The sequence below is a fragment of the Streptococcus mitis genome (assembly GCF_047464965.1).
Lineage (GTDB): Bacteria > Bacillota > Bacilli > Lactobacillales > Streptococcaceae > Streptococcus > Streptococcus mitis_DU.
The window spans coordinates 161,773-177,618 of the sequence record NZ_JASHAT010000001.1 but is presented as its reverse complement, the minus strand read 5'-3'; the positions used below and the strand labels follow the sequence as shown (position 1 = coordinate 177,618).

Annotated in this window: 15 protein-coding genes and 1 riboswitch; of the genes, 4 read left to right on the top strand and 11 right to left on the bottom strand. The window is 42.5% G+C overall.

Annotated features, from left to right (window positions below; translation table 11 throughout):
- Positions 1-49: 49 nt before the first annotated feature.
- From QM408_RS00875 to uvrA, 8 genes are all read right to left on the bottom strand, one after another.
- The gene (locus QM408_RS00875) at positions 50-355 is read right to left on the bottom strand and encodes a DUF1292 domain-containing protein (RefSeq protein ID WP_000017620.1); all 306 of its coding nucleotides are present in this window, start codon (positions 353-355) and stop codon (positions 50-52) included.
- A gap of 15 nt (positions 356-370) precedes the next feature.
- Positions 371-790: a Holliday junction resolvase RuvX gene (gene ruvX, locus QM408_RS00870; protein WP_004239076.1), complete on the bottom strand. Its 420-nt coding sequence runs from the start codon at positions 788-790 to the stop codon at positions 371-373.
- A gap of 3 nt (positions 791-793) precedes the next feature.
- A complete protein-coding gene (locus QM408_RS00865; RefSeq protein ID WP_000507059.1) occupies positions 794-1,060 on the bottom strand; it encodes an IreB family regulatory phosphoprotein in 267 nt (88 codons plus the stop codon).
- Positions 1,061-1,146: 86 nt separating this feature from the next.
- Entirely contained in the window at positions 1,147-1,716 is a 570-nt protein-coding gene (locus QM408_RS00860) for an SP0191 family lipoprotein (protein WP_000725139.1), read from the bottom strand.
- 65 nt (positions 1,717-1,781) lie between these two features.
- Positions 1,782-2,180, bottom strand: a complete 399-nt coding sequence (gene spx / locus QM408_RS00855) for a transcriptional regulator Spx (protein WP_000591165.1) — start codon at positions 2,178-2,180, stop codon at positions 1,782-1,784.
- Positions 2,181-2,315: 135 nt separating this feature from the next.
- Entirely contained in the window at positions 2,316-4,976 is a 2,661-nt protein-coding gene (gene mgtA, locus QM408_RS00850) for a magnesium-translocating P-type ATPase (RefSeq protein WP_414373250.1), read from the bottom strand.
- 198 nt (positions 4,977-5,174) lie between these two features.
- Positions 5,175-5,326, bottom strand: a riboswitch (M-box (ykoK) riboswitch).
- 57 nt (positions 5,327-5,383) lie between these two features.
- Positions 5,384-6,445: a M24 family metallopeptidase gene (locus tag QM408_RS00845; protein WP_141230336.1), complete on the bottom strand. Its 1,062-nt coding sequence runs from the start codon at positions 6,443-6,445 to the stop codon at positions 5,384-5,386.
- Positions 6,438-9,269, bottom strand: coding sequence for an excinuclease ABC subunit UvrA (uvrA, locus tag QM408_RS00840; protein ID WP_414304374.1), 2,832 nt, complete (start codon positions 9,267-9,269; stop codon positions 6,438-6,440). The genes QM408_RS00845 and uvrA overlap by 8 nt, the downstream gene beginning before the upstream one ends.
- Positions 9,270-9,400: 131 nt before the next feature.
- On the opposite strand from uvrA, the gene QM408_RS00835 reads away from it, so the two are divergent.
- The 4 genes from QM408_RS00835 to QM408_RS00820 all read left to right on the top strand — a co-directional run bounded on the left by QM408_RS00835 (position 9,401) and on the right by QM408_RS00820 (position 12,578).
- Positions 9,401-10,345, top strand: coding sequence for a magnesium transporter CorA family protein (locus QM408_RS00835; RefSeq protein ID WP_000815623.1), 945 nt, complete (start codon positions 9,401-9,403; stop codon positions 10,343-10,345).
- Positions 10,346-10,356: 11 nt separating this feature from the next.
- Positions 10,357-11,034, top strand: coding sequence for a DUF1129 domain-containing protein (locus QM408_RS00830; RefSeq protein WP_049515517.1), 678 nt, complete (start codon positions 10,357-10,359; stop codon positions 11,032-11,034).
- 140 nt (positions 11,035-11,174) lie between these two features.
- On the top strand, positions 11,175-12,209 hold the full coding sequence (locus QM408_RS00825; protein WP_414304373.1) for a S66 family peptidase: 1,035 nt from the start codon (positions 11,175-11,177) through the stop codon (positions 12,207-12,209).
- Between the two features lie 105 nt (positions 12,210-12,314).
- On the top strand, positions 12,315-12,578 hold the full coding sequence (locus QM408_RS00820) for a SemiSWEET family transporter (protein WP_000166114.1): 264 nt from the start codon (positions 12,315-12,317) through the stop codon (positions 12,576-12,578).
- Positions 12,579-12,661: 83 nt separating this feature from the next.
- On the opposite strand, the gene QM408_RS00815 is transcribed toward QM408_RS00820, so the two are convergent.
- From QM408_RS00815 to mutL, 3 genes are read right to left on the bottom strand one after another with little or no spacing between them, the layout of a single operon-like run.
- A complete protein-coding gene (locus tag QM408_RS00815; RefSeq protein WP_265485307.1) occupies positions 12,662-13,225 on the bottom strand; it encodes a DNA-3-methyladenine glycosylase I in 564 nt (187 codons plus the stop codon).
- 9 nt (positions 13,226-13,234) lie between these two features.
- On the bottom strand, positions 13,235-13,828 hold the full coding sequence (gene ruvA, locus QM408_RS00810; RefSeq protein ID WP_265485308.1) for a Holliday junction branch migration protein RuvA: 594 nt from the start codon (positions 13,826-13,828) through the stop codon (positions 13,235-13,237).
- Positions 13,829-13,843: 15 nt separating this feature from the next.
- Positions 13,844-15,793, bottom strand: a complete 1,950-nt coding sequence (gene mutL, locus QM408_RS00805) for a DNA mismatch repair endonuclease MutL (RefSeq protein ID WP_265485309.1) — start codon at positions 15,791-15,793, stop codon at positions 13,844-13,846.
- Between the last annotated feature and the right edge of the window lie 53 nt (positions 15,794-15,846).

The window sequence follows — 15,846 nt, the reverse complement described above, 5'->3', positions numbered from 1 at the left end:
CTGCGTTTCTAATTTCTAGCGCAGGGCTAAACACGTCCACTGGACGTGTTTACTCCTCCATAAAGCTGTTGAAGACTTCTTCAATCATGTTCCATTCGTCTTCTGAGTCTTCTGGGATTGGTTGCAATTCACCTTCTGTTCCATCTTCGTTTTCGATGAATGAGTAAGCTTGGATTTCAACTTGTCCGTCTTCGTCTTCTTCTGCGTTAACTGGTACTAGAAGAACATAGTTTTTACCAAATTCTTCTTTTCCGTCAATGGTCAAAAGGATTTCAAACAAGGTTTCATTTCCTTGCTCATCTACTAGTGTAATTAATTCACGTTCTTCGTGGTCGTGGTTATGATCGTGTGACATAGCCTCTCCTTTGTATTAAAATTTTCTATCTAAATAATTTTGTAAAATCAGCTGAGCTGCTAACTTATCAATAACTTTCTTGCGCTTATTGCGACTAATATCTGCTTGTTCAATCAACATGCGCTCTGCGGCAACTGTTGTCAAGCGTTCATCTTGATAGTCTACTGGTAAACCAAAAAGCTCTTCTAGCTTTGCTCCGTAGGCTTGACTAGCTTCCACGCGCGGTCCGCTTGTATTGTTCATGTTTTTAGGCAAGCCCACTACAAATCGTTCCACCTTGTAAGTATCAACCAACTCCTTAACGCGGTCAAAACCAAATTGGCCTTGCTCCTCATTGATTTGGATGATTTCAAGTCCTTGAGCTGTAAAACCAAGCGGATCGCTAATGGCCACCCCTACCGTTTTTGAACCGACGTCCAATCCCATAATTCTCATAGGTTATAGATCGACTCCTTGTCCTTTGAGGTAGTAGCGGACCAATTCTTCAACGATTTCATCACGCTCATACTTACGGATTTGATTTCGTGCATTATTATAACGAGGAACGTAGGCAGGGTCTCCACTCAATACGTAACCTACGATTTGGTTAATTGGGTTGTAGCCCTTATCGTTCAAAGAAGCATAGACATCAGTCAAAGTTTCGCTAATTTCTTTTTTATTGGAATCGTCCAATTTAAAACGTACTGTTTCTTCAGTAAATCCCATTCTAACACCCTCTTTCCTTAGAATAGTACCATTATAGCATAATTCCTTACGTTCTACAATTCAGGTAGTCTATTTATTTGGATTTTCTATTGTTCTGTCGCGCCATTTGCCAATCTGTCTGAAATATATTTGCTTGGTTCATTCTTCAAGAGATTTTCTAAACCAATGTTCTTCAAATATTCTAACTGAGAAGCCTTCTTGACATCCAAAACTTGAAAATCAAAACTAGTCGTTGTTTGAAGTTCGGTTGCACTCAATAGTTTAGTTTCAAGCTTAAATCCTGCTAATTTACGAGCTTCTATGATAGCCTCATCCTTCTCCTCTGCCTCCAGAAGAGCTTTTTGAGTTTCTTCCACTCCATGTTGGTCGATATAAGTCTTCAACTCATCAGAAACTGGACGTTTTTGTTGAATCGTTAAGCTCAAAAAAGTCTTGTCCTTGTATGTAATGGTTTGGGTTTGCTGGCTGCCATCATCTGACTTGGGCAAGACCAAAGTCTTGGTCACAACTGTATTCTTCTCGGCATTTTCAATAACTGGCAATGCCGACTGAAGCGTATCCTTTTCTGTTTTTGTAGCTGGTCCAGTTTCTTTTTTCTGTCCGCAACCAACTAGGACAAAAAGGAAAGCTAGACTAACAAGAACTATTTTTTTCATCTCTTTCTTCTTTCTTTTTGAAATTAAAATAGAATAAGACTGGGAGTTGCTCCCAGCCTTGATGTTTATAGAGCTGCACGCAAACGTGCTTCTGCATTTTCTACATTACGGACAGAGCGTGGTAGGAAGGCACGAATATCGTCTTCCTTATAGCCAACTTGCAGGCGTTTTTCATCTACAAGGATTGGGCTCTTTAAAATTCTCGGTGTTTCCATAATCAGATTGAGGACTTCGTTGACACTCAAATCTTCGATATCCACTCCAAGGGCTTTGGCATAGCGATTTTTAGATGAAACGATGCTGGCTATTCCGTTATCTGTTTTGGTTAGAATATCCAGTAATTCTTCTCTCGTAATTCCTTCTTTACCAAGATTTTGTTCTTTATAACTTAACTGGTGGGCATTGAGCCAGGTTTTTGCTTTTTTACAGCTAGTACAACTTGAGACTGTATAAATTTTAATCATGTACCTACCCCTTTCGCTACATGTTACTATCAGTTTAGTCTATTATACCATAAAAAACATCCGACTTGCGACCTATTTTTAAATTTTTTTAACTTTTTTCGTCATTTTCGTACTTTTTTCTTGACAAAATGAAATTTACAGCCATTCTTTATATTTCTTGATATAGATTTTTTTCACAATTGTCACGCTAATCATATACAAAATAATGATGAAAAGCAAAAAGATGAAATAAATCGGTTTTAATGGAGTTAGATGAAGTAGGATTGCGAGTGGACTGTAGGGAAGGAAGGTCACAAAGGCTGCAGCCAATAAGGTTGTCACAAGGACTAGCCAAGCTGGACGACTTTGTAAAAAGGGAATTTTGGCTGAACGCAGCATATGGATAACCATGGTCTGTGACCACATGGACTCGATAAACCAACCTGTCTGAAACAAGACAATAAATCCTACGGCAGACTCTGCCCCATGAACATAAGCTTGACCTGTTGTCATGGGTACAATGATAAAATAAAGCAAAATAAAGGTCAAAATATCAAAGGCAGAAGAGATAGGTCCCATCCAAATCATGAAACGTGTGATGGACTTAGCTTCCCAGGTATGCGGATTTCTCAAAAAATCTTTATCCACCTTGTCAAAAGGCAAGGCAATACAAGACAAATCATAGACTAGATTTAGGATAATCAAATGGACTGGTGCCATTGGTAAAAATGGTAAAAAGATTCCAGAGACCAATAGGGATAAGATATTTCCAAAATTAGAACTCACTGTCATTTTGATATATTTAGTCATATTGGCATAGACCTTACGCCCTTCAACAAGTCCTTTTTCAAGCACCATGAGATCCTTATCAAGTAGGATAACATCAGCCGTTTCTTTGGCAATATCTACTGCTGTATCAACAGAAATCCCCACATCTGCAACTTTCATAGAAGGAGCATCATTGATCCCATCTCCCATATAGCCAACAGCATGACCATTAGCCTTAAATTGCAAAATAATCCTTGCTTTTTGGTCAGGAGAAAGTTTGGCAAAGACGGTTACCTCCTCCACGGCTTGAGCCAATTCTTGATCACTCATCTGATCAATTTCAGATCCTAACAGCATCTGATTGATATCCAAACCAACCTTTTCACAGACTGCTTGGGTAACTTTTTCGTTGTCTCCCGTCAAAATCTTTGTTTGAACCCCATGTTCTAACAGAGCCTTAATTGCTGGTGCTGCAGATGGTTTAGGAGGATCTAGGAAGGCTAAATAACCAGTTAGAATCATATCCCCTTCATCATCAACTGTATAGGCATGACCTTCCCTCAAACCTGACTTATAGGCCACTCCCAAGACACGCAAACCTTGTTGATTTAGTTGTCTGACTTCTGCTAAAATTTCTTCTCTAATAACATCTGTCAAGGGAGTAATCACTCCTTGATATTCCGCATAACTGGAAATCGTCAACATTTCCTCTAGGGCACCCTTGGTTACCAAACTAACAACTTCGTGTTCATCCTTAACGATAACACTCATCCGTCTACGTTCAAAATCAAAGGGAAGCTCATCTATTTTTTGAAAAGTTTGAGCCAGATTTTGCAAGAGGGTGTGTTCTTTTGCTTCCTTTTCAGTCCGTTTGATGATGGCTCTGTCCATCAAATTTTTCAAGCCCGTTTGAAAATAAGAATTGAGATAAGCTCGTCTCAAGACGGTCAAATCCAAGCGTCCATGTATATCCAAAGGATATTCAAGAACAATTTCGTCTTGAGTGAGGGTTCCGGTTTTATCCGTACACAAGATATCAATCGCCCCTAAGTCCTGTATGGCATTGAGTTTCTTGATAACCACTTTTTCCTTGGCCATAATGATGGAGCCTTTTGCTAGACTGGCCGTGATAATCATAGGAAGCATCTCAGGTGTCAATCCAACACCAACACTCAAAGCAAATACGCCAGCTTCTAACCAATCTCCATCTGTTAAACCATTGGACAAGAAAACGATGGGCACCATGACCAACATCAAACGAATCAAGAGCCACGAAATACTATTCATCTCCCGTTCAAACGAAGTAGGCTCATCATAGGTGTTCAAAGTCTGCTCAATAACCCCCATCATGGTAGCATCACCAACCGCTAAAACCACGGCCTTGGCACTACCAGACAAGACATTGGTTCCCATAAAGGCGAGCGCTTCTGCTTCTAGCAGACTATCAGATTGTTGAACTGTTGCCTTGGTCAAGGCCAATTTTTCAACCGATTCACTTTCACCTGTCAAGCCCGACTGTTGTACAAAGAAATCGCGCGACTCAAATAAAAGAAGATCTGCTGGAATCATGTCTCCAGCGCTTAATTTAACCACGTCACCCACTACCAAATCATCGATAGGTACTTCTTGGATTTCTCCTTGACGAATGACAGTCGCTGTGTTGACAATCATTTTTGAAAGATTGGTAGCTGCCTTATCACTGCGGAGTTCTTGGATAAATCGAATACCTCCAGAAATGAGGACTAGAACAACGATGATAATGGAAGTCGTCGGATCCTCTTGACCTGGTTTTGCCAACCAGACATTGGTCACTAAGGAAATCACGGCGATGACCAGCAAGATGATTGTAAAAGGATTGATAATGGATTCGTAAATCTTTTTGAGGATACTGTCTTCTTGACCCTTTGTGATGGTATTTTCGCCATATAGGTCACGATTTTTCTCCACCTGCTCCCCAGTCAAGCCTGTTAGACTTGTCTTATAAAAAGATAGAGTTTCGTTTAAAGATGTATGAATAGCTGTTGCTAATCTTTCTTTTGTAGTTTTCATTGGTTTCTCCTATCTGTATGAATGATGTGTTTCATACACAGAGACCAATCACTTTATAAGGGCAGAACGACACAAATCAGCGATTGGCTGTGTATGTGCGGTTCCGGATGATCGTCAATTTGCATCGTCTATTTCCTTTCTTTGTTTTTAAACAGTAGAAAATCCTACCATCAAAAAATGGCAGGATTAAAAAACTAATTATCTGTTTTTTCGTTCAAGCTTTAACTCCATAGGGCAATGTAATGAGCTTAGTCTTGGCCTTCGCGACCAGGACTGTTGACCAACGAGTAGTGTCTCCACTGCTTTGCGGTAGTCATCCGTATCCCTATGGTAGCCTCACCTACCGTTTTCGTTTTTCAGTATAAACCTTTAAAATTTAAAAGTCAATCATTTGAGTTGTTTAACTCTTAGATAACTATCAACTCTTTTGGAGCTAGGGTCAATAATTCACAACCGGTCTCTGTAATCAGGATATCATCCTCAATACGAACACCATATTTGCCTTCGATATAGATACCTGGTTCATCGGTCAAGGCCATACCTGCCTTAATCGTTTCTGTAGAAGTTTGGCTAAAGTAAGGCTCTTCATGGATATCCAGTCCAATACCGTGTCCGATACCGTGGGTAAAGTAGTCTCCATAGCCTGCCTCGATGATAATATCACGAGGGATTTTGTCAAAGTCACGGAAACCTAATCCTGCCTTAGCCTGATCAATCAAGGCTTGGTTAGCTTTTAGAACTGTATTGTAAATCTCTGCTTGCTCGTCGCTGACATGCCCTAGATAGATAGTCCGTGTCATATCACTGACATAGTGGTCGTAGAGGCATCCAAAGTCCATGGTAATGGCTTCTCCTAGCTCCACTGGTTTGTGCATTGGATGGGCATGGGGTTTGGAAGAGTTGATACCGCTAGCTAGAATGGTGTCAAAAGATAAGCCAGATGCTCCCAACTCACGCATGCGGAAGTCAAGGAAGTTGGCAATTTCAATTTCAGTTTTTCCTGGTTTGATAAAGTCAAGCGCATCACGGAAAGCTTGGTCTGAGATAGAACAAGCCTTGCGAATAGCTGCAATCTCCGCTTCATCCTTAATCATTCGAAGACCTTCAACAAACTGAGTCTGTGGAAGCAAGTCAATTCCTTCAAAGGTTGCCTGCATACGGTGATAATAAGACACCGAAATCTCATCCTCAAAACCGATACGAGACAAGCCCATATCCTTGACAATACCTGCAATAACAGCCAATTCATCGCGATCTGCTACGATTTCAAAACCACTGGTTTCTTGCTTGGCTGCAATGATATAGCGAGAGTCTGTCACCAAGACCTGACGGTCACGGCTGATAAAGACTGTTCCGTTTGAGCCCCAAAAACCAGTCAAGTAGTAGACGTTTTTAAGATTGTTGATGATGATACCATCTAGTTCTTTTTCTTGCATTTTATCTAGAAATGCTTGTACGCGTTTATTCATGATGTAATTTTCCTTTCAAATAATGTCCTGTGTAGCTGGCTTGGTTAGCAGCTACTTCTTCTGGAGTTCCTGTTGCGATGATGGTTCCACCACCGACACCGCCCTCAGGTCCCAAGTCGATGATATGATCTGCTGTCTTGATAACGTCTAGATTGTGCTCAATGACGAGGACTGTATTGCCATCGTCTACAAAGCGAGCCAAAACCTTGAGCAAGCGAGCGATATCCTCTGTATGAAGACCTGTCGTCGGCTCATCCAGAATGTAGAAAGATTTTCCTGTCGATCGTTTGTGAAGTTCACTAGCCAGTTTCATACGCTGGGCTTCTCCCCCAGAAAGGGTGGTAGCAGGTTGCCCCAATGTCACATAGCCTAGCCCTACATCCTTGATGGTCTGAAGTTTGCGTTGAATTTTCGGAATGTGTTGGAAAAATTCCACCGCATCATTGACAGTCATGTCCAAGACCTGCGAGATATTCTTTTCCTTATAGTGAACTTCTAGGGTTTCACTATTGTAGCGAGTCCCGTGGCAGACTTCACAAGCCACGTAAACATCTGGCAAGAAGTGCATCTCAATCTTGATAATCCCGTCACCTGAGCAGGCTTCACAACGACCACCCTTGACATTGAAACTGAAACGTCCCTTTTTGTAACCACGAATCTTAGCCTCATTTGTCTGGGCAAAGAGGTCACGTATATCGTCAAAAACTCCCGTATAGGTAGCAGGGTTAGACCTCGGCGTTCGTCCGATAGGGCTCTGATCAATATCAATCAAGCGGTCTACATGCTCAATCCCTGTAATCGTTTTAAACTTACCAGGTTTGTCTGAATTGCGGTTGAGCTTCTGAGCAATAGCTTTTTTGAGAATGCTATTGATTAGGGTAGATTTACCTGAACCTGATACACCTGTCACCGCGATGAATTTTCCTAGTGGGAAGCAAGCTGTGACATTTTGCAAGTTGTTCTCACGCGCTCCTGTAATCTCGATAAAACGACCATTCCCCACACGGCGCTCTTCTGGCACTGGAATGGCACGTTTACCTGACAAGTACTGGCCTGTGATAGACTTGCTGTTGCGAGCCACCTGTTTGGGCGTACCTGCAGCGACAATCTCTCCACCAAAAACACCTGCACCGGGACCAACGTCAATCAGATAATCAGCTTCGCGCATAGTATCTTCGTCGTGTTCCACCACGATGAGAGTATTGCCCAAATCACGCATCTTTTTCAGACTGGCAATCAGGCGGTCATTGTCCCTCTGATGAAGGCCAATTGACGGCTCATCCAATATATAGAGGACTCCTGATAGGTTGGAACCAATCTGAGTTGCCAAACGAATACGCTGACTTTCCCCACCTGAAAGGGTTCCTGCCGAACGTGACAGAGTCAGATAATTAAGACCCACGTTATTAAGGAAGGTCAAACGATCCTTGATTTCCTTGAGAATAGGCCGAGCAATGATGGCTTCATTTTCAGACAAGGTTAACTGGCTCACTAACTCCAAGTGGTCTGCGATAGACAGGTCTGAGATTTCTCCGATATGTGGTCCTTGCTCGCCACCCACACGGACAGACAAGGCCTGGTCATTGAGACGATAGCCGTGACAGGTTCCGCAGGTCAGCTCATTCATGTAGAGACGCATCTGGGTGCGAGTATAATCGCTATTAGTTTCATGGTAACGACGTTTGATATTATTGACAACTCCTTCAAACGGAATGTCAATATCGCGTACACCACCAAATTCATTCTCATAGTGGAAATGGAATTCCTTACCATCTGATCCATAGAGAATCAAGTTCTTATCTTCTTCTGACAAGTCCTCAAAAGGCTTATCAATATCTACTCCAAAGGCTGTCATGGCCTGCTCTAGCATGTTTGGATAGTAGTTGGATGAGATAGGATTCCAAGGTGCCAAGGCTCCCTCACGCAAAGTTTTGCTGGTATCAGGAACCACCAAGTCAACATCCACCTCCAGCTTGATGCCCAAACCGTCACACTCACTGCATGAGCCAAAAGGAGCATTAAAGGAGAAGAGACGTGGCTCTAACTCTGGAACAGTAAAACCACAAACTGGACAGGCATAGTGCTCAGAAAATAGCAACTCAGAATCGTCCATAGTGTCGATAATGACATAACCTTCTGCGATACGAAGGGCAGCCTCTATAGAGTCAAAGAGACGGCTACGAATGCCCTCCTTGATAACAATACGGTCAACCACAACATCGATATTGTGTTGCTTGCTCTTGGACAACTCTGGCACTTCGGTCACATCATAGATTTCCCCATCCACACGGACACGGACATAGCCATCTTTCTGAACCTTTTCAATGACACTCTTGTGTTGCCCTTTTTTCTTACGAATGACCGGAGCTAAAATTTGCAGACGTTGGCGTTCTGGCAATTCCAAAACCTTATCCACGATTTGCTCTACAGAAGAAGCCTTGATAGCCCCGTGTCCGTTGATACAGTAAGGCGTCCCCACACGTGCGTAGAGGAGACGCAGATAGTCATTGATTTCAGTCGTTGTTCCAACGGTCGAACGAGGGTTTTTACTAGTCGTTTTCTGGTCGATGGAAATAGCTGGGCTGAGACCATCAATGGCATCCACATCTGGTTTTTCCATGTTGCCCAAAAACTGGCGAGCATAGGCTGATAGACTCTCTACATAGCGACGTTGGCCCTCAGCATAGAGGGTATCAAAGGCCAGGCTGGATTTCCCAGACCCTGACAAACCAGTCACAACAACCAGCTTGTCTCGCGGAATCTCCACATCAATATTTTTTAAATTATGGGCACGCGCCCCATGAATGACAATTTTATCTTGCATCTTTGTTCTTTCTAGTCCATTATTGCTTACCATTATACCAAAAAAAGTGAGATTCTATTACCCAAAAGGCCGATTTTGTAGTATAATAGTACGGTGTGAAAAAATCTGAAAAATGAGAAAGGATAAGGGATATGAAACAAGTTTTTCTCTCTACAACAACTGAATTTAAAGAGATTGATACGCTTGAACCGGGTACTTGGATCAATCTCGTCAATCCGACTCAAAATGAATCACTCGAAATCGCCAACGCCTTCGATATTGATATTGCCGACCTTCGTGCACCACTCGATGCGGAAGAAATGTCTCGTATTACCATTGAAGACGAGTACACCCTGATTATCGTTGACGTGCCGGTCACAGAAGAAAGAAATAACCGCACCTACTACGTAACCATCCCGCTTGGTATTATCATTACTGAGGAAACCATTATCACTACGTGTTTGGAACCACTACCTGTCCTTGATGTCTTTATCAACCGTCGATTGCGTAATTTCTACACCTTCATGCGTTCGCGTTTTATCTTTCAAATTCTCTATCGCAATGCAGAGCTTTACCTAACAGCCCTTCGTTCGATTGACCGTAAGAGTGAACAAATCGAAAGTCAACTGCATCAATCAACTCGTAATGAAGAATTGATTGAGCTCATGGAATTGGAAAAAACTATCGTCTATTTCAAGGCTTCTCTCAAAACAAATGAGCGTGTGATTAAGAAATTGACCAGCTCAACCAGCAATATCAAGAAATACCTTGAGGATGAAGACCTGCTTGAAGATACCCTGATTGAAACCCAGCAGGCCATCGAGATGGCAGACATTTATGGAAACGTCTTGCATTCTATGACAGAGACCTTCGCCTCTATCATTTCTAACAACCAGAACAACATCATGAAAACCTTGGCCCTTGTGACCATCGTCATGTCCATCCCAACCATGGTCTTTTCTGCCTACGGGATGAACTTTAAGGATAATGAAATCCCCCTAAACGGCGAGCCGAATGCTTTCTGGTTAATCGTCTTTATTGCCTTTGCTATGAGTGTCTCGCTCACTCTCTATCTCATCCATAAAAAATGGTTCTAAGAGGAGTTCCTATGTCTCAGATTGATCTACAAAAATTAACAAAGAAAAACCAAGAGTTTATCCACATCGCTACCCAACAATTCATCAAAGATGGGAAAACAGATGCTGAAATTAAGGCTATTTTTGAGGAAGTTATTCCCCAAATCCTTGAGGAGCAAGCCAAGGGTACGACTGCTCGTTCCCTCTATGGCGCACCGACCCACTGGGCTCATAGTTTCACTGTCAAGGAACAATATGAAAAAGAGCATCCAAAAGAAAATGATGATCCAAAACTCATGATTATGGACTCAGCTCTTTTCATCACTAGCCTCTTTGCCCTCGTCAGCGCCCTCACAACTTTCTTTGCGGCAGATCAAGCTTTCGGCTATGGATTTGTCACTCTCCTATTAGTTGGACTGGTTGGAGGATTTGCCTTCTACTTGATGTACTACTTTGTTTACCAGTATTATGGACCAGACATGGATCGCAGTCAACGTCCACCTTTTTGGAAATCTGTACTGGTTATCCTAGTTTCTATGTTTCTTTGGTTGCTTGTCTTCTTTGCAACAAGCTTCCTACCAGCTAGCCTTAACCCAGTATTGGCTCCAGTGCCACTGGCTATTATCGGAGCAGCCCTACTAGCCCTTCGCTTCTATCTCAAGAAACGCTTGAATATCCGCAGCGCAAGTGCAGGACCAACACGTTATTAAGAAGAATGATAAAAGCAACTGCAGGTGCGGTTGCTTTTTTACTACTTTCTTGATTTAAAAGCATTCTTCTGAAATCCCACATAGCTCTATCTAATCTTTTGTGATAAAATAGGCTCAATCTATTTCTAGGAGGATAAAATATGATTTCTACTATTGGTATTGTTAGTTTATCTAGTGGCATTATCGGAGAGGACTTTGTCAAACACGAAGTGGACTTGGGTGTCCAACGTCTCAAGGATCTGGGACTCAATCCTATCTTTTTGCCCCATTCGCTAAAAGGCTTAGACTTTATCAAGGACCATCCTGAGGCGCGTGCAGAGGATTTGATGCAGGCCTTTTCGGACGATAGCATTGACATGATCCTCTGTGCTATCGGTGGAGACGATACCTATCGCTTACTACCTTATCTTTTTGAAAATGATCAACTACATGAAGTTATCAAACAAAAGATTTTTCTTGGCTTCTCGGATACAACCATGAACCATCTCATGTTGCATAAACTAGGAATCAAGACTTTTTATGGTCAATCCTTCTTAGCAGACATTTGTGAATTAGAAAAAGAAATGCTAACCTATAGCCTTCACTACTTTAAAGAATTGATTGAGACGGGAAGAATCTCAGAAATCCGCTCTAGTGACGTTTGGTATGATGAAAGGACTGACTTCAGTCCCAAGGCTCTGGGGACACCTCGTGTCAGTCATACAAATACCGGTTTTGAGTTGTTGCAAGGAAATGCCCAGTTCGAGGGAAAAATCCTCGGTGGTTGCCTCGAATCCCTCTACGATATCTTTGACAACTCTCGATACGCAGATAGCACGGAGCTCTGTCAAAAATACAAACTTTTCCCTGACTTGTCAGACTGGGAAGGAAAAATCCTCTTGCTAGAAACAAGCGAAGAAAAGCCTGAGCCAGAAGACTTCAAAAAGATGTTGCGAACTTTAAAAGACACTGGCATATTCGAGGGCATCAGTGGACTCCTGGTCGGAAAACCTATGGATGAAACTTTCTATGACGACTATAAAGAGGCACTATTGGATATCATTGGCAGCAATATCCCGATTGTCTATAATCTCAATGTCGGCCACGCAACTCCAAGAGCCATTATTCCCTTCGGAGTCCACGCCCACGTAGATGCAAAAGAGCAAGTCATTCGCTTTGACTATAACAAAAAATAAATAGTTTCTCTATTTTTGTGCTTTTGTATTGGTTTTCGTTACAATTTGTATCTGAATTTATTGCATTTCGCTAATTTCTATGATATCCTTTTGAAGGAGGTGTATATGACAAAACAAAAAATTAATCGAATCGTAGGTTCTATTGGTGCCTTTATTGGAATTATAGTATTTATTGCCTACATACCTCAAATTATCGCTAATTTACAGGGAAATAAAGCTCAACCATTTCAACCTTTATCAGCTGCTATATCTTGCTTAATCTGGGTTATTTATGGATGGACAAAAGAACCTAAGAAGGATTGGATACTAATCATTCCAAATTCAGCCGGTGTTATTTTAGGTGGAATCACTTTTTTGACTTCACTCTAACAAATCTAATAGTATATATAAAAAGCTGGGAAAAGTTTCTCAGCTTTTTATATATTCTTAGATATTCTAATTACCTATACTCACTAATTACCGCTTTTCCACTCACAATCGTTCTCGTGGTCATCAACCAGTCCTGCTGCTTGTAAAAAAGACAAGACAGCGACTGGGCCTGTGAACTTGAAGCCTTGTTTTTTGAGATCTTTGGCTAATTTTTCAGACAAAGCTGTTTTAGCTGGGGCTTGGCGGTAATCGGGAACATCGTTAACGATCGTTTTCCCCTCAACAAAAGACCAAAGATAGGCATCAAAAGAGCCGTACTCTGCCTGTAGTCGTAGAAAGGATTGGGCGTTAGCGCGTGTAGCAAAAATCTTGGCTCTATTTCGGATGATGGCTGGATTCTCCAGCAAGTCTTCCAGTTCGGTGTCATTCATCTCTGCAACCGCTTGAATTTGATAACCATGAAAGGCTTCTCGGAAAGCTTGACGTTTGTTGAGCACCGTTTCCCAAGACAAGCCTGCCTGATAGGTTTCCATGCACAATAACTCAAACAATACTTGGTCATCATGGAGGGGCTGACCCCATTCCTCATCATGATAGGCAATGTAGAGCGGATTGGTCATCTTGACCCACGAACAACGTTTTGTCATGCTCTTCTCCTATTTGACCAACATTTTAAGGGCCGACTTGATATAGTTCTCAGCTGTATCTGTCGTTCCTTCAAAGAATTTTTTGATTTTCTTGAGCTCGGTCGCCTTGTAGCCCAGAGCCAACATGGCTTCCATGGCTTCTTCCAGTTCTTGGTTTTCAGCGCTAGCTTGCACTGCCACCTTGGCAGGAAGATCATCTCCTACAACTACTACCTTACCTTCCAAGTCCAGCACCATCTGCTGGGCTGTTTTCTTACCAATTTTAGGGAACTTAGTCAAGTAGGTGATGTTCTTGGTTTCAATGGCTTGAACCAAGCCAGCATTGTCATCAGCAGCGATAATAGCAAGAGCTGATACAGGACCAATCCCAGACACCGAAATCAGACTAAGAAAGAGCTTTTTCTCATCTTCTGAGCGAAATCCATAAAGCAGATGGGCATCCTCACGTACGACCTGATGCACATAAATTTGAGCTTCTTGATTAACCTGTTCTGAGTAGGCATAGGGATTGGCCACATGCAGGATATAACCAATACCGTTGACTTCAAGAACAATGTATTTAGCAGTGATTTTGGTAATGATTCCTTTTAAATATTCGTACATAGTTTTCCTTTTAGTTTAATATTTCCCCAACTCACGGAGACTGGTGTGATTTTCCTGAATACGTCGGAACATCTTTTCCATATCCGACTTTGTAAAATGCACCAAAACAGGACGTCCGTGGGGACAGTTGTAGGGATTATCACATTGAGAAAGTTGATAGAGGAGCTGTCTAGCCGAATGGTCGTCAATACGATGATTGGCCTTGATAGATCGCTTGCAGGACATCATAATAGCCAACTCTGCTCGATATTTCTTGATAGAAACTTCCTTGGTCAAAAGGAGCATGTCGCACATCTCATAGATGCCTGATTCAATCTCTTCTTCTGCCATCCAAATAGGATGTTCACGCAGGATAAATTGATTTTCCCCGTACTCTGCTAGGAAGACTCCAACTTCCTCTAAAAGAGGCATTCTTTCCTTGAGACGGAGGGCATCATCCGCTGGAAATTCAAAGATATAGGGCACTAGGAGTTGCTGTTGACTTTGGTCAACAGCACCAATGCTTTCACGGTACTCCTCGTACTTGACCCGTTCCTGAGCCGCATGCTGGTCTATGATGTAAAGCCCATCTCGCCCTTGGGCAAAGAGATAGGTTCCATGCATTTGCCCGAAAAATTCCAACTCTGGGAAGCTGGATGATTCTTCTCGCTCCAGCTTGTCATAAGCCTTATCAAGACTTGCTAAGTCAAGCTCTGGGTGATCTAGCTGGTCGTAGTTAGCAGGCTTTCTCTCTGCAAAATGCAGTTTTGCTGGCTTGGTCAATCGGTCCAAGGTTTCCTTGGCAAACAGGGTCAAATCCTGCCCTTCCTCAGTTAATTCTACCTGATAATCAGCTACTTCAGCTTGACTAGGTCTTGTCGGCTCAGTATTCTCATAGTAAAGTGTATTTTCTTTGAGTGGGAGAATAGTTTGCTCCACCTTCTCACGATTGCGCACAGTCGATTTGGCAAGATTTTCCAAGGCATCTGGAATCAAGGTTTGTTCCTTGAGACTATTTGCAATAGCTTCTGAGACCAGGGTCATCAGTTCCTTTTCCTTGGAAATCCGCACTTCTTGCTTGGTTGGGTGCACATTGACATCCGCTAGATAAGGGTCGATATGAATGTGAATGACAGCCAGTGGAAAACGGCCTACCATAAGCTTACTACCATAGCCGTCTAGAATTGCACGATTGAGCAGGAAATTCTTTATATAACGGCCATTGATGAAGAGGCTGATATAATTGCGGTTGGCTCGAGTTAACTCAGGTAAGGACACAAAACCAGAAATTTCGAAATCTAGGTCAGAATTCTCAATTTCAATCATCTTCTTGGCACTCGCCAAACCGTAAATCCCTGCAATAGCTTGACGCAGTTGTCCAGTCCCTGCTGTCCGCGTCATTTCCTTGCCATCACTGATTAAACTAAACGAAATTTCAGGATGGGCCAAGCCCAGACGATTGACAATATCAATAATATGAGACAACTCCGCCTGCTGGCTCTTCATATACTTGAGGCGGGCAGGCGTGTTGAAAAAGAGGTCCTCCACACAAACCTTGGTCCCCATAGGACTAGTCGCTGGGATGACTTCTTCTACTTCTCCCCCACGTGCGACGAGCTTAGTCCCATGACTCGCACCATCCACCGCCGTCAACAGAGTCAGTACACTGACAGACGCGATAGAGGGCAGGGCTTCACCACGAAAACCAAGCGTCCGAATTCGAAAGAGGTCTGCTTGATTTTTTATCTTACTAGTCGCATGGCGACGCAGGGCCAATTCCACCTCATCGTGGGCAATTCCATGACCATTATCTGTGATTTGAATCTTCTTGAGACCAGCTTCCTCAATCTCAATGATAATCTGACTAGAGCCAGCATCAATGGCATTTTCTACCAACTCTTTGACCACACTGGCAGGACGTTCAATGACCTCTCCTGCCGCGATCTGGTTTGCCAGCACCTCTGGCAATTCAATAATATGAGACATCTTCCAGCCCCTTTCTGTATCTATTTTCCTAGAAATTGATTAGTGCTATTATA

Bases quoted from the DNA above. Each gene is read 5' to 3' on its own strand.
- QM408_RS00875 (WP_000017620.1), bottom strand. From the start codon at position 355: ATGTCACACGATCATAACCACGACCACGAAGAACGTGAATTAATTACA.
- ruvX (WP_004239076.1), bottom strand. From the start codon at position 790: ATGAGAATTATGGGATTGGACGTCGGTTCAAAAACGGTAGGGGTGGCC.
- QM408_RS00865 (WP_000507059.1), bottom strand. From the start codon at position 1,060: ATGGGATTTACTGAAGAAACAGTACGTTTTAAATTGGACGATTCCAAT.
- QM408_RS00860 (WP_000725139.1), bottom strand. From the start codon at position 1,716: ATGAAAAAAATAGTTCTTGTTAGTCTAGCTTTCCTTTTTGTCCTAGTT.
- spx (WP_000591165.1), bottom strand. From the start codon at position 2,180: ATGATTAAAATTTATACAGTCTCAAGTTGTACTAGCTGTAAAAAAGCA.
- mgtA (WP_414373250.1), bottom strand. From the start codon at position 4,976: ATGAAAACTACAAAAGAAAGATTAGCAACAGCTATTCATACATCTTTA.
- QM408_RS00845 (WP_141230336.1), bottom strand. From the start codon at position 6,445: ATGAATAAACGCGTACAAGCATTTCTAGATAAAATGCAAGAAAAAGAA.
- uvrA (WP_414304374.1), bottom strand. From the start codon at position 9,269: ATGCAAGATAAAATTGTCATTCATGGGGCGCGTGCCCATAATTTAAAA.
- QM408_RS00835 (WP_000815623.1), top strand. From the start codon at position 9,401: ATGAAACAAGTTTTTCTCTCTACAACAACTGAATTTAAAGAGATTGAT.
- QM408_RS00830 (WP_049515517.1), top strand. From the start codon at position 10,357: ATGTCTCAGATTGATCTACAAAAATTAACAAAGAAAAACCAAGAGTTT.
- QM408_RS00825 (WP_414304373.1), top strand. From the start codon at position 11,175: ATGATTTCTACTATTGGTATTGTTAGTTTATCTAGTGGCATTATCGGA.
- QM408_RS00820 (WP_000166114.1), top strand. From the start codon at position 12,315: ATGACAAAACAAAAAATTAATCGAATCGTAGGTTCTATTGGTGCCTTT.
- QM408_RS00815 (WP_265485307.1), bottom strand. From the start codon at position 13,225: ATGACAAAACGTTGTTCGTGGGTCAAGATGACCAATCCGCTCTACATT.
- ruvA (WP_265485308.1), bottom strand. From the start codon at position 13,828: ATGTACGAATATTTAAAAGGAATCATTACCAAAATCACTGCTAAATAC.
- mutL (WP_265485309.1), bottom strand. From the start codon at position 15,793: ATGTCTCATATTATTGAATTGCCAGAGGTGCTGGCAAACCAGATCGCG.